This is a genomic window from Isoptericola hypogeus, from assembly GCF_039531145.1.
Lineage (GTDB): Bacteria > Actinomycetota > Actinomycetes > Actinomycetales > Cellulomonadaceae > Isoptericola > Isoptericola hypogeus.
Window position 1 is genome coordinate 194175 of sequence record NZ_BAAAPM010000004.1, and the last position, 14581, is coordinate 208755.

Annotated in this window: 16 protein-coding genes; 15 read left to right on the top strand and 1 reads right to left on the bottom strand. The window is 75.0% G+C overall.

Annotated elements, in window-relative coordinates; genetic code table 11:
• Positions 1-57 precede the first annotated feature (57 nt).
• The 10 genes from rimM (at position 58) to ABD254_RS12295 (ending at position 8737) form a co-directional block, all read left to right on the top strand.
• On the top strand, positions 58-633 hold the full coding sequence (gene rimM / locus ABD254_RS12250; RefSeq protein WP_344248698.1) for a ribosome maturation factor RimM: 576 nt from the start codon (positions 58-60) through the stop codon (positions 631-633).
• A gap of 1 nt (position 634) precedes the next feature.
• Positions 635-1429, top strand: coding sequence for a tRNA (guanosine(37)-N1)-methyltransferase TrmD (gene trmD / locus ABD254_RS12255; RefSeq protein ID WP_344248699.1), 795 nt, complete (start codon positions 635-637; stop codon positions 1427-1429).
• A 173-nt stretch (positions 1430-1602) separates the two neighbouring features.
• Positions 1603-1962, top strand: coding sequence for a 50S ribosomal protein L19 (rplS, locus tag ABD254_RS12260; RefSeq protein WP_344248700.1), 360 nt, complete (start codon positions 1603-1605; stop codon positions 1960-1962).
• Between the two features lie 158 nt (positions 1963-2120).
• Entirely contained in the window at positions 2121-2945 is an 825-nt protein-coding gene (gene lepB, locus ABD254_RS12265; RefSeq protein ID WP_344248701.1) for a signal peptidase I, read from the top strand.
• A 95-nt stretch (positions 2946-3040) separates the two neighbouring features.
• The gene (locus ABD254_RS12270) at positions 3041-3868 is read left to right on the top strand and encodes a ribonuclease HII (RefSeq protein ID WP_344248778.1); all 828 of its coding nucleotides are present in this window, start codon (positions 3041-3043) and stop codon (positions 3866-3868) included.
• Positions 3865-4164: a DUF2469 domain-containing protein gene (locus ABD254_RS12275; RefSeq protein ID WP_013838354.1), complete on the top strand. Its 300-nt coding sequence runs from the start codon at positions 3865-3867 to the stop codon at positions 4162-4164. The genes ABD254_RS12270 and ABD254_RS12275 overlap by 4 nt, the downstream gene beginning before the upstream one ends.
• A gap of 123 nt (positions 4165-4287) precedes the next feature.
• A complete protein-coding gene (locus tag ABD254_RS12280) occupies positions 4288-4707 on the top strand; it encodes a YraN family protein (RefSeq protein ID WP_344248702.1) in 420 nt (139 codons plus the stop codon).
• Entirely contained in the window at positions 4707-6245 is a 1539-nt protein-coding gene (locus ABD254_RS12285; RefSeq protein WP_344248703.1) for a YifB family Mg chelatase-like AAA ATPase, read from the top strand. Before ABD254_RS12280 ends, ABD254_RS12285 begins: the two co-directional genes overlap by 1 nt.
• Positions 6238-7605 carry a DNA-processing protein DprA gene (gene dprA / locus ABD254_RS12290; protein ID WP_344248704.1) on the top strand — a complete coding sequence of 456 codons (1368 nt, stop codon included), beginning with the start codon at positions 6238-6240 and terminating at the stop codon, positions 7603-7605. The genes ABD254_RS12285 and dprA overlap by 8 nt, the downstream gene beginning before the upstream one ends.
• A 190-nt stretch (positions 7606-7795) precedes the next feature.
• A complete protein-coding gene (locus tag ABD254_RS12295; protein ID WP_344248705.1) occupies positions 7796-8737 on the top strand; it encodes a tyrosine recombinase XerC in 942 nt (313 codons plus the stop codon).
• A 156-nt stretch (positions 8738-8893) separates the two neighbouring features.
• On the opposite strand, the gene ABD254_RS12300 is transcribed toward ABD254_RS12295, so the two are convergent.
• Complete coding sequence (locus ABD254_RS12300; protein WP_344248706.1) at positions 8894-9586, bottom strand: M23 family metallopeptidase; 693 nt, start codon at positions 9584-9586, stop codon at positions 8894-8896.
• A gap of 607 nt (positions 9587-10193) precedes the next feature.
• Here ABD254_RS12300 and rpsB point away from each other — a divergent pair.
• The 5 genes from rpsB to ABD254_RS12325 all read left to right on the top strand — a co-directional run bounded on the left by rpsB (position 10194) and on the right by ABD254_RS12325 (position 14576).
• Entirely contained in the window at positions 10194-11120 is a 927-nt protein-coding gene (gene rpsB / locus ABD254_RS12305) for a 30S ribosomal protein S2 (RefSeq protein WP_344248707.1), read from the top strand.
• Positions 11121-11233: 113 nt separating this feature from the next.
• Entirely contained in the window at positions 11234-12073 is an 840-nt protein-coding gene (tsf, locus tag ABD254_RS12310) for a translation elongation factor Ts (RefSeq protein ID WP_344248708.1), read from the top strand.
• Positions 12074-12276: 203 nt separating this feature from the next.
• Entirely contained in the window at positions 12277-13023 is a 747-nt protein-coding gene (pyrH, locus tag ABD254_RS12315; protein ID WP_425553771.1) for a UMP kinase, read from the top strand.
• Positions 13024-13119: 96 nt separating this feature from the next.
• A complete protein-coding gene (frr, locus tag ABD254_RS12320; RefSeq protein ID WP_344248710.1) occupies positions 13120-13677 on the top strand; it encodes a ribosome recycling factor in 558 nt (185 codons plus the stop codon).
• A complete protein-coding gene (locus tag ABD254_RS12325) occupies positions 13677-14576 on the top strand; it encodes a phosphatidate cytidylyltransferase (protein ID WP_344248711.1) in 900 nt (299 codons plus the stop codon). The genes frr and ABD254_RS12325 overlap by 1 nt, the downstream gene beginning before the upstream one ends.
• The last annotated feature ends 5 nt before the right edge of the window (positions 14577-14581 follow it).

Genomic DNA, 14581 nt, shown 5'->3' on the forward strand with positions numbered 1-14581 from the left:
GGCCTCGTCGCGTCCGGCGGCACACTTGACCTGAGGTAGTTCGATCAAGGAGACGACATGCAGCTGGTGGTGGCGCGCGTGGGCCGTGCGCACGGGCTCAAGGGCGAGGTCGCCCTCGACCTGCGCACCGACGTGCCCGAGGAGCGTTTCGCGGTAGGCGCCGCGCTGGACACCGAACCGGCGTCGGCGGGGCCGCTGACGATCACGGGCGTGCGGGTCCACCAGGAGCGGTGGCTGGTGTCGTTCGCCCAGGTGGCCGACCGGACTGCGGCGGAGGCGCTGCGCGGGGTCGAGCTCGTGGTCGAGGAGGATGCCTCGGACGAGGAGGACGCCTGGTACCCGCACGAGCTGCAGGGCCTGCGCGCCGAGCTGGAGGACGGCACCGTCGTCGGCGAGGTCGTGGCGCTCGAGCACCTGCCCGCCCACGATGTGCTCGTCGTCCGCGAGCCGCTCGACGCGGGCGCGGTGCGGACGCTCGTGCCGTTCGTGCGCGCCATCGTCCCGGTCGTCGACGTCGCCGGAGGGCGTGTGGTGCTGACGCCGCCGGGCGGCCTGCTCGCGCGCGACGCCGCCGCCGTCGTGGTCGACGAGCCGTCGGTCGATCCTGTCGAGACCAGGGACGAGGGGCGCTGACGTGCGCGTCGACGTCGTGACGATCTTTCCCGACTACCTCGCCGCGCTGGACCTGTCCCTGGTGGGCAAGGCGCGCAAGGCCGGGCTGCTCGACCTGCGCGTGCACGACCTGCGCGACTGGACCACCGACCGGCATCGGACCGTCGACGACACGCCGTTCGGCGGAGGCGCGGGGATGGTCATGCGCCCCGACGTGTGGGGTCGGGCGCTCGACGACGTGCTCGGGTCGGCCGACGACGATGCGCCCGGGCACCTCGTCGTCCCGACGCCGTCGGGCGAGGTCTTCACGCAGCGGCACGCGGAGGCCCTCGCCGGCGAGGAGCACGTCGTCGTCGCCTGCGGGCGCTACGAGGGCATCGACGCCCGGGTCGTCGACCGCGCCCGGGCCGCCGGGCACCGGGTAAGCGAGTTCTCGATCGGCGACTACGTGCTCAACGGCGGGGAGGTGGCCGCCCTCGTGATGATCGAGGCGTTCGGCCGGCTGCTGCCGGGCGTCGTGGGGAACCCGCACTCGCTCGTCGAGGAGTCGCACGGGGCCGCCGGGCTGCTCGAGTACCCCGTGTATACGAAGCCGCCGGCGTGGGAGGGGCTCGACGTCCCGGACGTGCTGCTGTCGGGGCACCACGCACGCATCGAGCGCTGGCGGCGCGACCAGGCGCTCGCCCGGACGGCGGCTCGGCGGCCGGACATGATCGCGGCGCTGGACGTGGCGGGCCTCGACAAGGCCGACCTCACGGTGCTCGCCGAGCAGGGGTGGACGGTGGACAGCGGCCGGTTGCGGCCTGTGGCAGAATAGATCCTCGGTGTGTCGCCGGCCGGGCGTCACCATCCAGGTCTCTGCCACAGGGGAGCCCTGGCATCGTGCCCGGCCGAGATTCCGACGCACCACCTCGACAGAAACGAACCGGACCCGCGGCTGCGCGGGCCACGAGCTTGCTCCTGACCTGTGGCAAGGGCGGGGAGACAACCATGCACACGCTCGACTCCGTCGACGCAGCCTCGCTGCGCTCCGACGTCCCGGACTTCCGCGCCGGCGACACCGTCAAGGTCAACGTCAAGGTCGTCGAGGGCAACCGCTCGCGCGTCCAGGCGTTCCAGGGCATCGTCATCGCGCGCCAGGGCGGCGGCGTCCGCGAGACGTTCACCGTCCGCAAGATCAGCTTCGGCGTCGGCGTGGAGCGCACGTTCCCCCTGCACGCCCCGACCATCGAGACGATCGAGGTCGTGTCGCGCGGTGTCGTCCGCCGCGCCAAGCTGTACTACCTGCGCAACCTGCGCGGCAAGAAGGCGAAGATCCGCGAGAAGCGGGAGACGCCGGCCGCCAAGTGAGGCCGGGCCGGGTCCGGCTCGCGCCGAGGCTCGGCACCACGTTCCGCACCACGACGGGCGGTCCCTGCATTGCAGGGGCCGCCCGTCGTCGTTGCGGCGCCTGTAGTCCCGCGGCCTCGGGTTTCGCGGTGGACACCGCCGGGTGACAGAGTGGGCTCGTGGCAGACTCCGACCCCGTGACCGACCGACCCAGCGCGCGCGAGCCCCGTCCACCGCACCACGACGCCCCCGCGCTCGCGGGCGTCCCGGAGGCGGTCGCGGACGCCGGGAACGACGGCGGCGCGGGCACGGCGGCGGAGCCGGCGCCGCGCCGGCGGGGCCTCGGGCTGCTGCGGGAGACGGCGATCATCGTCGCCAGCGCCCTCGTCCTGTCGTGGCTCATCAAGACTCTCCTCGTGCAGGCGTTCTACATCCCCAGCGGGTCGATGGAGGACACCCTCGAGATCGGCGACCGCGTCATGGTCTCCCGCCTCGTGCCGGACGTCCTCGACGTGCACCGCGGCGACATCGTGGTGTTCACCGACCCCGGCGGCTGGCTGCCGCCGTACGAGCCGCCGGAGCGCACCCCGGTGGGGGAGGCCGTCGCCGACGTGCTCACCTTCGTCGGCCTGATGCCCGCCGAGACGGGGGACCACCTGATCAAGCGCGTCATCGGCACGCCGGGCGACCACGTGACGTGCTGCAACGCCGACGGGCTCGTCGAGGTGAACGGCGTCGCGATCGACGAGGAGTCGTACATCCGGCCGGGCTCGGTGCCCAGCCAGGACCCGTTCGACAAGGTCGTGCCCGAGGGCATGCTGTTCGTCATGGGCGACAACCGGCAGAACTCGAAGGACTCCCGGTACAACGAGGGCAACCCCGGGGGCGGGTTCGTGCCGGTCGACAACGTCGTCGGCTCGGCGTTCGCGACGGTGTGGCCGCTGACCGACGCGACCCTGCTGCGCAACCCCGGCGACGTGTTCGCGGAGGTCCCGGAGCCGTGACGTCGCTGCCCGAGTCCGTCCGCCGTCCGACGCCGCCGCGGCGGCGTAGCGGTGCGCCCGGCACGACGGCGACGGCCGGCGCGACCGACCCCGCCGTGCCCGCCCGTGCGACCCGCGGGGCCGGGAAGGCGCGGCGCAGCCCGACGCTGCGCCAGGAGCGTTCCCTGCTCGCGGGCGGCGCCCGGCTGGTGGCCGGGATGGACGAGGTCGGCCGGGGGTCGCTGGCCGGCCCGGTGAGCGTCGGCGTCGTAGTGGTGGACGCCGCGACGCGCACCGCGCCGCAGGGACTCGCGGACTCCAAGCTGCTCACCCCCGCGGCGCGCACGGCCCTGGTGCCGCACGTGCAAAGGTGGGCCGTGGCGTGGGCCGTCGGGCACGCCGGGCCGGCGGAGATCGACGCGCACGGCATCGTCGCGGCCCTGCGCCTGGCCGGGCGGAGGGCGCTCGCTCAGGTGCGGCGCGCCTGCGGGGACGTCGACGTGGTGCTGCTCGACGGGTCGCACGACTGGCTGAGCCGCGGCGACATCGACCTGTTCGAGGCCGCGGCGTCCGACCCGGTCCTCGGGCCCGACGTGCCGGAGCCGGCCGTGCGGACCCTGGTGAAGGCCGACCTGCAGTGCTCCTCGGTCGCCGGCGCGAGCGTCCTCGCCAAGGTGGAGCGCGACGAGCTGCTGGTCCGCCTCGCGCGGCAGTACCCCGTCTACGCCTGGGACCAGAACAAGGGCTACTCGGCGCCCGCGCACCTCGAGGCGCTGCGGCGACACGGCGCGACGCCCCAGCATCGGCGGTCGTGGAACCTGCGGGCGCTCGCGGACGACCCGTCGGCCGGCGAAGGCGCCGCGGCTTCTCTCGACGCCGCCTCTGCCCTGGCCGCGGGCGAGGCGACGACGCTCGTGGCGCTCGATGGGATGATGGCCCGGTGAGCGCCGAAGACCTCGAGAACTACGAGACCGAGATGGAGCTCGCGCTCTACCGCGAGTACCGGGACGTGGTGGGGCTGTTCTCGTACGTCGTGGAGACCGAGCGCCGGTTCTACCTGGCGAACCAGGTCGACCTGCAGGTCCGGTCGGCCGCGGGCGAGGTGTACTTCGAGCTGCGGCTCGCGGACGCGTGGGTGTGGGACGTGTACCGGTCCGCGCGCTTCGTGAAGTCGGTGCGGGTCGTGACGTTCAAGGACGTCAACGTCGAGGAGCTGGCGAAGGCGGAGCTCGCGCTCTGACGGCGTCGTGACGCTGTCCGAGCGCGTCCACAGCCCCCGCGGCGACTCCCTCCTCCACAGCCTCGACCGAGGCACGGCCGCCGCCGTCGGCGCCGCGGCAGGCTCGCTCGCGGAGGTGGTTCCGTGCGAGCGAAGGACGCCGTCGGGCGATACGGGGAACGGGTGGCGGCACGCCACCTGGAGCAGCAGGGGATCGAGGTGCTGGACCGCAACTGGCGCGGGGCCGGCGGAGAGCTCGACATCCTCGCGCGGGACGGCGACGTGCTGGTCGCGGTCGAGGTCAAGACGCGGCGGGGCACGGCCTTCGGCCACCCGGCGGAGGCGGTCACCGAGGCCAAGCTCGGCCGGATCCGCAGGCTGACCGGACAGTGGCTCGCCGAGCACCGCGCTGAGCACCGTGCCGTGGACGGCCCCGGGCCGGGGGTCGGGTCGAGATCCGGGCCGCCGGTCCCGCGGTTCGCCGAGGTGCGGGTGGATGTGATCGCCGTGGTGCTGCCGCGCGCGGGCGCTGCCCAGGTCGAGCATCTGGTGGGGGTGCTCTGATGGGCCTCGGCACGACCGCAGCGGTCGCGCTCACCGGTCTCGCCGGGCAGGTGGTCGAGGTGCAGGCGCAGCTCGCCGCGTCGGTGCCCGGCTTCACGCTCGTCGGGCTGCCCGACGCCGCCCTGCACGAGTCGCGCGAGCGCGTGCGCGCGGCGGTGCTGTCCACGGGCATCAGGTGGCCCCACCGCAAGATCACGGTGAACCTGTCGCCCGCGTCCCTGCGCAAGGGCGGCTCGTCGTTCGACCTGTCGGTCGCGGTCGCGGTGCTCGCCGGCGACGGGGTGGTGCCGGCCGCAGGTCTCGAACGGGTCGTGCACCTCGGGGAGCTCGGGCTCGACGGGCGGCTGCAGCCCGTGCGCGGGGTGCTCCCCGCGGTCGCGGCCGCCGTGGCGGCCGGGTACCGCGACGTCGTCGTCGCGGCGGGGGACGCCGACGAGGCTCGGCTCGTCCCCGGCGCCCGGGTGTGCGGCGCCGCGAGCCTCGCCGAGGTCGTGCTGCTGCACGGCGGCGAGCTGGAGCACGTGCCCGACGTGGACCCGGTGCAGCCCGCCCGGCAGCCGGCGCTGCGCCGCGCCGCGGGCGACCTCGCGGACGTCGTCGGTCAGGCGCAGGCTCGCCTGGCCCTGGAGGTCGCGGCCGCGGGCGGCCACCACCTGCTGCTCGTCGGCCCGCCCGGCGCGGGCAAGACGATGCTCGCGTCGAGGCTGCCGGGGATCCTGCCGGACCTCACGCCCGCCGAGGCGGTGGAGGTCACGGCGGTGCACTCCGTGGCGGGCACGTTCGACCCCGGGGGTGGGTTGATCACCCGGCCCCCGTTCGAGGACCCGCACCACACGGCGACCCCGGCCGCCATCGTCGGCGGCGGGAGCCAGATCGCCCGTCCCGGTGCCGTCTCCCGCGCGCACCGCGGCGTGCTGCTGCTCGACGAGGCGCCGGAGTTCCCGTCCCGGGTGCTGGAGACGCTCCGGCAGCCGCTCGAGGCGGGCGAGCTCGTGCTGCACCGGTCGGGCGGCGCGGCGCGCTATCCCGCGAGGTTCCAGCTGGTGCTGGCCGCCAACCCGTGCCCCTGCGGGATGGCGTCGCTCAACAAGGGCCTGGACTGCACCTGCACCCCGACGGCGAAGCGGCGGTACTTCGGGCGGCTGTCCGGCCCGCTCCTCGACCGCGTGGACCTTCAGGTCGACGTGCACCCGGTGACCCGGGCGGACCGCCTGACGCGCGCGTCCGGCGAGGCGTCGGACGAGGTCGCCCGGCGGGTCGCGGTGGCGCGCGGAGCCGCGCGCGAGCGACTGTCGGGTACGCCATGGACGACGAACGCCGAGGTGCCGGGCTCGTGGCTGCGTGAACGGCTCGGTCCCGGCCGGCCGGTCCTCGGCCCGGTCGAGCAGATGATCGACCGCGGTGCGCTGACTCTGCGCGGCGCGGACCGCGTGCTGCGCGTCTCCTGGACCCTGGCCGACCTCGACGGGCGGGCCGTCCCTGATGCGACGGACGTCGCCACCGCCCTCACGCTGCGCACCCGGGGCAACCATGGCTGAGCCGCCGTTCGACGTGCCGGACGTGCGCGCCGGGCGGACGCCCGCACGCCCGGCGCCGGGGCTCCGCGACGTCGGACCCGATGCCCGCGGCGTCGACCTGCCCTTCGACGTCGACGAGCCCCGCCTGGCGGCCGCGGCCTGGAGCCGTGTGGCCGAGCCCGGTGACGAGGTCGCCGGTGCGCTCGTCGCGCACCTCGGGGCGGCAGGGGCCCTGGCGTGGCTGGCCGAGGCGGCCCGCGACCCGGCGCGCACGTTGCGCGGTGGGGCGCTCGCCGACCTCGGTTCGAGCGTCGCGACGGCGCGGTTGCTCGACGCCGTCGCGCGGTGGCTGCCCCGGCTCGACCGGCTGGACCCGCGTCGCGAGCTGCGCGTGCTCGACCGCCTCGGAGGCACGCTCCTGTGCCCGGGGGACGCGGACTGGCCGGCGGGGCTGGCAGACCTCGGCACCGCTGCGCCGTTCGCGCTCTGGGTGCGGGGGCGCACGGAGCTGGCCGGGTTGACGGCGAGGTCGGTCGCGGTCGTCGGCGCCCGGGCGTCGAGCAGCTACGGCGAGCACGTCGCGGCAGACCTGTCCGCGGGCCTGACGGACCGCGGTTTCACGGTCGTGTCCGGCGGCGCGTACGGCATCGACGCGGCAGCGCACCGGGGCGCGGTCGCGGCCGGCGGTCCCACGGTGGCGTTCCTGGCCGGCGGGGTCGACCGGTTCTACCCGCCGGGCAACCAGGACCTGTTGCGCCGCATCGCCGACGGCGCGGGCGCGGTGGTGAGCGAGGTCCCGCCCGGGTCGGCGCCGTTCAAGCAGCGGTTCCTCGCCCGGAACCGGCTCATCGCCGCGGTCTCGCGCGCGACCGTCGTGGTCGAGGCCGCGTGGCGGTCGGGCGCCCTGTCGACCGCACGCCATGCGACCGAGCTGTTCCGGCCGCTCGGCGCGGTGCCGGGCCCGGTGACCTCGGCGACGTCGACCGGGTGCCACGTGCTGCTCCGCGACGGGCGCGCGACCTGCGTGACCGACGCCGACGAGGTGGTCGAGCTCGCCACGGCGATCGGGGAAGCTCCGGCCGGCGGTGCCTCGGACCCAGGCGCCTCGAGCGGCGGCGTAGCGGCCGGCGACGGGCGGGAGGGGCGGGCCTCCCGCGAACGTCGGGCGGCGGCGGACCGGGCCGCGGAGCTCGGCGACCCCGCTCGGCTGGTGTGGGACGCGCTCCCGGTGCGCGCGTCGGCGTCGCCCGAGTCGATCTGCCGCACCGCGGGGCTGTCCGTGCGGGAGACGCTCGCCGGGCTCGGCCTGCTCGAGCAGCACGGCCTCGCCGAGCCCGACGGGGCGCGGTGGCGCCGGCACAGGCCGCGGCGAGGGGGATGAGCCACCGGGCGCAGGTGGCCGTTGGGGCCGGCCCCGGCCGCGGCGAGGGGGGTGAGTTGCCGGCGCAGGGGGCTGGCGTCGCCGGCCTCGGGCCGGGCCGGGCCGGGTTCTTTACCGGGCATCTCGCCGGGCTCGCACCACGCCGAGGTGCTTGACCGCCGAGCAGTGCGGGCAGCGCCAGACTGCCGACATGGACCCCGACCTCCCGCCGCTGCCCGCGGACCTCGCCACGGCCGTGGCGAGGTTCGACGAGCACCTCGCCGTCCAGCGGGGACACTCGGCGCACACGCGCCGCGCCTATCGCGCGGACGTCACGTCGCTGCTGCGGTACGCCGTCCGGCACGGGGTGAACACGCTGCCCGCGATCGACGTCGGCACCCTGCGCGGGTGGCTCGCCGCCCAGGCCGACCGGGGCCTCGCCCGGTCCACGGTCGCCCGCCGGGGCGCCTCGGCGCGTGCGTTCCTGCGCTGGGCGCAGCGGGCCGGGCTCGTGGAGGGCGACCCGTCGGTCCGGCTGGCGAGCCCCAAGCTGCCGCGCACGCTGCCCACGGTGCTGAGCCCGGAGGCGGCCGCCCGGATGCTCGACACGGCCCGGGACGACGCCGCAGCCGCGGAGCCCGACGCGCGGCCGGCGGCCCTGCGGGCCTGGGCGGCCGCCGAGCTGCTGTACGGGTCCGGGATCCGCGTGGGGGAGCTGGCACAGGTCGACGTCGGCGACGTCGACCTCGGCGGACGGCTCGTCCGCGTGCTGGGCAAGGGCGGCAAGGAACGGGTCGTCCCGTTCGGCGTCCCGGCGGGCCGCGCGGTGACCGCGTGGATCGAGGGCGGCCGACCGGCGTTCGTCCGGGCGGGCACCGACCGGGCGCTGCTGCTCGGCAACCGCGGCGGGCGGTGGGGACAGCGGCAGGTGCGGGACGCGGTGCACCGCCTCGCCAGGCGCGCCGGGGTGGACGACGTCGCGCCGCACGCGTTGCGGCACTCGGCGGCGACCCACCTGCTGCAGGGCGGATCGGACCTGCGGTCCGTCCAGGAGGTGCTCGGGCACGCCGACCTCGGTACCACCCAGCGGTACACCCACGTCGACGGCGAGCGGCTGCGGAAGGTCTTCGTCCAGGCGTTCCCGCGCGCGTGACGGCCCCAGGCCGTGTGGCGGCCGCGGCCCGCAGGACCGCCCCGAGCCGGGGGCGTCCCTCGTCGGGCTCCTTCGAGCCGCCGGGTGTGCTCAGCCAGCTCGTGGTCGTGGGCGCTGACCCGGTCGGCAGCTCAGCCAGCTCGCGGTCGTGGGCGCTCAGCCGGTCGGCAGCAGGACGATCGGCGCCTCGACGCCCAGGAGGAGCAGCGGGTCGAGGTACGTCTGACCGCGCAGGACGCCCCAGTGCAGGCAGACCCCGGGGGCGCAATGACCGGCAGGCCCGCTCTCGCTCGCCCCCGGGGACGCAGTCCGGGCGACCACCTGCCCGGCGGTGACGAGGGACCCGCGCGGGACGGCGGCCACGGCGGGCTCGAACGTCGAGCGCAGGCCGCCCGCGTGAGCGACCACGACGACCGGTTTCCCCGCCACCGTGCCGGCGAACGTCAGGGTCCCGTTGGCGGGGGAGCGGACCGCCGCGTCGGCGCCCGCCGCCAGGTCGACTCCGCGGTGCCCTGCCGACCATTCCTGAGCGGGCGGGTCGAACGGCCGCGCGACCTCGCCGGGCACGGGCCGCACCCAGCCCGCCGTGACCGCGCCGGAGGGGGCGGGGACGCCGTCCCCGTCCGCGAGCGCCCGGCTCGTGCCGAGCGCGAGCATCGCGACGACGGCGAGCACGACCGCGACGCGCGCAACCAGACGGTCGCCGGTGCGGCCGGGTCCTCGAGCGCCGGCGCCGTCGGGAACCGGGCCCGGGGAGCTCCGGTCAGGAGCCCGGCCGCGGGTGCGGTCGTCGGTTCCCGCGTCGCGGGTGCGGTCTCGGTCGGTGTCGCTGCACGTCGTAGCGGTCATGGCGGGCACCGTCGCACGGCTGGCGGGGTGGCCGGGGCGCCATGACGCTCGCCTGTGGACGACGCGCTCCGAGCGGCGTCGGGGGGCAGCGTCCGCGGTGCGCGGGCCTGTCGTCCCGGGATGAGGGGGACCTTCCGTGAGCGCGCACGGCCGCCGCCGCGGCGCCGGCCGAGCGACGTCGTCGGCACCCTCCCAAGGGGTCTGTGGGGGGCGAGCCCGACGTGGCCGACGGCACGTCGCCGCGCCGCCGTGCGACACCCGGCGGTCGGGTAGACTGGCTGATGCGACCGGCTCGTGCCGTCCCGCTCCCGTACCGACCCGCCCCGGCGGAGACGTGTGTCCGGGCGTGACGCGCGACAGGTCGACATCGCGCGTCACGTACGCGCCGTGCGTGCCGGGGCTCCGGCGCGCGGGCGTGGCCGCGTCGGCAGCGGTCCGCTCCTGGTCGACAGGGGCGGTGCCGGCCCGGCGTGACGCCAGGGGTGCCGGGCCCGATGCCCGCCACCGACAACCGAGCACTGCGACCGGGCCCCGCCAGACCAGGCGGCCGGTCGCCTGACGCGCGTGCACGCGGGATGATCCCGGGCACGCGGCGAAAGGACCAGTCATGGCCGTCGTGACCATGCGCCAGCTCCTCGAGAGCGGTGTCCACTTCGGGCACCAGACCCGCCGTTGGAACCCGAAGATGAAGCGGTTCATCTTCACGGAGCGCAACGGCATCTACATCGTCGACCTCCAGCAGTCGCTGTCGTACATCGACCGCGCCTACGAGTTCGTCAAGGAGACCGTCGCCCACGGCGGCTCCGTCCTGTTCGTCGGGACCAAGAAGCAGGCGCAGGAGCCCGTGGCCGAGCAGGCCGGCCGCGTCGGCATGCCGTACGTGAACCACCGCTGGCTCGGTGGCATGCTCACCAACTTCACCACCGTGCACAAGCGCCTCCAGCGCCTCAAGGAGCTCGAGGAGATCGACTTCGACGACGTCGCCGGCTCCTCGCTGACGAAGAAGGAGCTCCTCGTCCTGCGTCGCGAGAAGGACAAGCTCGCCCGCACGCTCGGCGGCATCCGCGACATGGCCAAGACGCCGTCCGCGGTCTGGATCGTCGACACCAACAAGGAGCACCTGGCCGTCAACGAGGCGAAGAAGCTGGGCATCCCGGTCGTCGCCATCCTCGACACCAACTGCGACCCCGACGACGTCGACTACGCGATCCCGGGCAACGACGACGCGATCCGCTCCGTCACGCTGCTCACCCGCGTGATCGCCGACGCCGCGGCCGAGGGCCTGCTGCAGCGCCACTCGGGCAAGAAGGGCGAGGCCGAGCAGGCCGAGGCCGAGCCGCTGGCCGAGTGGGAGCGCGAGCTCCTGGCCGGCGCGGAGGGCGAGGCCGCTCCGGCCGCCGAGGCTGCTGCTCCCGCCGAGGAGGCCGTCGAGGCCGCTCCCGCCGAGGCCGCCCCCGAGGCCGCCCCCGAGGCCGCCCCGGTCGAGGAGGCCCCCGCGGAGCAGGCCGAGCAGGCCGCCGAGAAGTCCGAGTGAGGTCCCGCGGGCCGGTCGCCTGTGGCGGCCGGCCCGCGCCCTCGCGGCACACCTTCCTCCCGTCGGCCCGACCCGGGGCCCGGTGGGACCGAACGAGCACCTAAGGACATCCCATGGCGAACTACACCGCCGCTGACATCAAGGCGCTGCGCGAGCGCACCGGTGCCGGCATGCTCGACGTCAAGAAGGCCCTCGACGAGGCCGCCGGCGACGCCGAGAAGGCCGTCGAGCTCATCCGCAAGAAGGGCCTCGCCCGCGCGGCCAAGCGCGAGGGCAACGCGACCTCCGAGGGCCTCGTCGCCGTCAAGGTCTCCGACTCCGCCGCCGGCCAGGTCGCCACGATGATCGAGCTGAACGCCGAGACGGACTTCGTCGTCAAGAACGAGAAGTTCCTCGCGCTGTCCGAGGCCGTCCTGGAGGCCGTCGCGGCCGCCGGCGCCTCCGACACCGAGTCCGCGCTGGCGGCCCCGGCCGCCGAGGGCACCGTGGCCGACACGATCGCCGCGCATGGCGCCACGATGGGCGAGAAGGTCGTCCTGCGTCGCGTCGCGCGCGTCGAGGGCCCGAAGGTCACGACCTACCTGCACAAGACGGCCAAGGACCTGCCGCCGTCGATCGGCGTGCTCGTCGTCACCGACGAGGCCGGCGAGGCCGCCGCCAAGGACGTCGCGCAGCACGTCGCGGCCCTGGCGCCGAAGTACCTCACGCGCGAGGACGTCCCCGCCGACGTCGTCGCGAAGGAGCGGGAGATCGCCCGCGAGGTCTCGATCGCCGAGGGCAAGCCCGAGGCCGCGCTGCCGAAGATCGTCGAGGGTCGCCTCAACGGCTTCTTCAAGGACGCGGTCCTCGTGGACCAGCCGCTGGCGAAGGACACCAAGACGACGGTCGGCAAGCACGTCGCCGCGACGGGTGGGGCCCTGCAGGGCTTCGTCCGCTTCCGCGTCGGCAGCTGACGACCTCGTAGCGCACAGGCCCGGCCGCACCCCGCGCGGTGCGGCCGGGCCTTGTGCGTATCCGCCCCGCCCGCAGGTTCGTTCCTCCGGCGGGAACCGCCGTCCGGTGCCAGGATGCGCGGGGAGCACTTCGACGACCGACCGGGTGGGTGGCACGGCCCGGTCAGACGAGACGGACGGTGGCGCACGTGACCGACACGAACCTGACCCAGACGACCGGAGCCGCCGGCACCCTCGAGCCCGGGACGCGGCGCGTCCTGCTCAAGCTCTCCGGCGAGACGTTCGGGGGCGGCAGCGTCGGCCTCGCCACCGACGTCGTGCGCCGGATCGCGCAGGAGATCGGCGACGCGGTGCGGCAGGGCGTGCAGGTCGCGATCGTGTCCGGCGGCGGCAACTTCTTCCGCGGCGCCGAGCTCTCGCGGGCCGGCCTCGACCGGGCGCGCGCCGACTACATGGGCATGCTCGGCACCGTGATGAACTGCCTCGCCCTGCAGGACTTCCTCGAGCAGGACGGCGTCAAGACCCGCGTGCAGACCGCCATCACGATGGGTCAGGTCGCGGAGCCGTACATCCCGCTGCGCGCCATCCGGCACCTGGAGAAGGGCCGCGTGGTGATCTTCGGCGCGGGCGCGGGCATGCCGTACTTCTCGACCGACACGGTCTCGGTGCAGCGCGCCCTGGAGACGCACTGCGACGAGGTCCTCATGGGCAAGAACGGCGTCGACGCGGTGTACAGCGCCGACCCGCGCACGGACCCCGACGCCGAGCGGCTCGAGCACCTGACGTACACGGACGCCCTGGTGCGCGGCCTCAACGTCATGGACGCCACCGCGCTCTCGCTGTGCCGGGACAACGACGTGCGCATGCGCGTCTTCGGCCTGGAGGAGACCGGTAACGTGACCCGCGCCCTGCTGGGCGAGAAGATTGGCACACTGGTCACGACCAGCTGACGGCGACGGGCCGACCGCCGCAGCACGCGGCCGCAGGACACCGGCGCCACCACACGGCGTCACCACACGACGGCAGACCATGACAAGGAGCACCGGGTGATCGACGACACCCTCCTCGAGGCCGAGGAGAAGATGGACAGGGCGATCGACGTCGCCAAGGAAGAGTTCGCGGGGATCCGCACGGGTCGGGCGAGCTCGGGCATGTTCTCGAAGATCACCGTGGACTACTACGGCGCGCCCACGCCGCTGCAGCAGCTCGCGTCGTTCAACATCCCGGACGCCCGCACGGTGCTCATCTCCCCGTTCGACAAGGGCTCGATGACGACCATCGAGAAGGCGCTGCGGGAGTCCGACCTCGGGGTCAACCCCTCCAACGACGGCAACGCGATCCGCATCGTCATGCCGGCGCTCACGGAGGAGCGGCGCCGGGACTACGTGAAGCTGGCCAAGACGAAGGCCGAGGACGCGCGCATCTCCGTGCGCAACGTGCGTCGCAAGGCCAAGGAGGAGCTCGACCGCATCGTCAAGGACGGCGAGGCCGGCGAGGACGAGGTCACCCGGGCGGAGAAGGAGCTCGAGGTGCTGACGAAGAAGCGCGTCGAGACCATCGACCAGCTGCTCGCCGGCAAGGAGAGCGAGCTGCTCGAGGTCTGATGGCCGACCAGTCGCTCGATCCGGCCGGGGGCCCGGGGCCGCTCGACCCCGCGGGTGGCGCGCCCGTCGGCCCGTCCGAGGCCCGGTCGCGCGCCGGCCGCAACCTTCCCGCCGCGATCGCCGTGGGCGTGCTCCTGCTGGTCGCGGTCGCCGCGTCGCTGTGGTTCCGTCCCGAGCCGTTCGTGGCCCTCGCGGTCGTGGCGGTCGGCGCCGCGCTGTGGGAGCTGCGCCAGGCGTTCGCGCGGCGGGACATCCGGATCCCGCTGCTGCCCCTCCTGGTGGGCACCGCGGGGATGCTGGTCTCGGCGTACGCCGCCGGCCCGGAGGCCCTGCTCGTCGCCTTCGTGCTCACCGTGGGGGCCGTCGTCGTCTGGCGCGTGCTCGACGGCTCCGGCCCGCAGGCGCTGCGGGACGCGGCGGCCGGCGTGTTCGCGGCCACGTACCTGCCGTTCCTCGCGGGGTTCGTGCTGCTGCTGCTCGCCGAGCCGCAGGGCGAGCTGCGGGTTGCGCTGTTCATCCTGCTGGCGGTCGCGAACGACACCGGCGGCTACATCGCCGGCGTGACGTTCGGACGACACCCGCTGGCGCCGACCGTGAGCCCCAAGAAGACGTGGGAGGGGCTCGCCGGGTCCGTCGCGCTCACCACCGCCGTGGGCGTCGCGGGAGCGGTGCTCGTGCTCGACGCGGGCCCCCTGCTCGGCGTCGTGCTCGGCGTGCTCACCGCGGTGACGGCCACCGTGGGCGACCTCGCCGAGTCCCTCATCAAGCGCGACCTAGAATTGAAGGACATGGGTTCGCTGCTCCCGGGCCACGGGGGTGTGCTGGACCGCCTCGACTCCTTGGTCGTCACCGCGCCGTTCGTGTACCTCGTGCTCACGATGGCGACATCGAGCGCCTAGAACGA

What these genes read in the sequence shown, in the direction of transcription:
- tsf (WP_344248708.1), top strand. Translation starts at nt 11,234, where the DNA reads ATGGCGAACTACACCGCCGCTGACATCAAGGCGCTGCGCGAGCGCACC.
- rplS (WP_344248700.1), top strand. Translation starts at nt 1,603, where the DNA reads ATGCACACGCTCGACTCCGTCGACGCAGCCTCGCTGCGCTCCGACGTC.
- rpsB (WP_344248707.1), top strand. Translation starts at nt 10,194, where the DNA reads ATGGCCGTCGTGACCATGCGCCAGCTCCTCGAGAGCGGTGTCCACTTC.
- ABD254_RS12325 (WP_344248711.1), top strand. Translation starts at nt 13,677, where the DNA reads ATGGCCGACCAGTCGCTCGATCCGGCCGGGGGCCCGGGGCCGCTCGAC.
- ABD254_RS12295 (WP_344248705.1), top strand. Translation starts at nt 7,796, where the DNA reads ATGGACCCCGACCTCCCGCCGCTGCCCGCGGACCTCGCCACGGCCGTG.
- ABD254_RS12285 (WP_344248703.1), top strand. Translation starts at nt 4,707, where the DNA reads ATGGGCCTCGGCACGACCGCAGCGGTCGCGCTCACCGGTCTCGCCGGG.
- dprA (WP_344248704.1), top strand. Translation starts at nt 6,238, where the DNA reads ATGGCTGAGCCGCCGTTCGACGTGCCGGACGTGCGCGCCGGGCGGACG.
- rimM (WP_344248698.1), top strand. Translation starts at nt 58, where the DNA reads ATGCAGCTGGTGGTGGCGCGCGTGGGCCGTGCGCACGGGCTCAAGGGC.
- ABD254_RS12300 (WP_344248706.1), bottom strand. Translation starts at nt 9,586, where the DNA reads ATGACCGCTACGACGTGCAGCGACACCGACCGAGACCGCACCCGCGAC.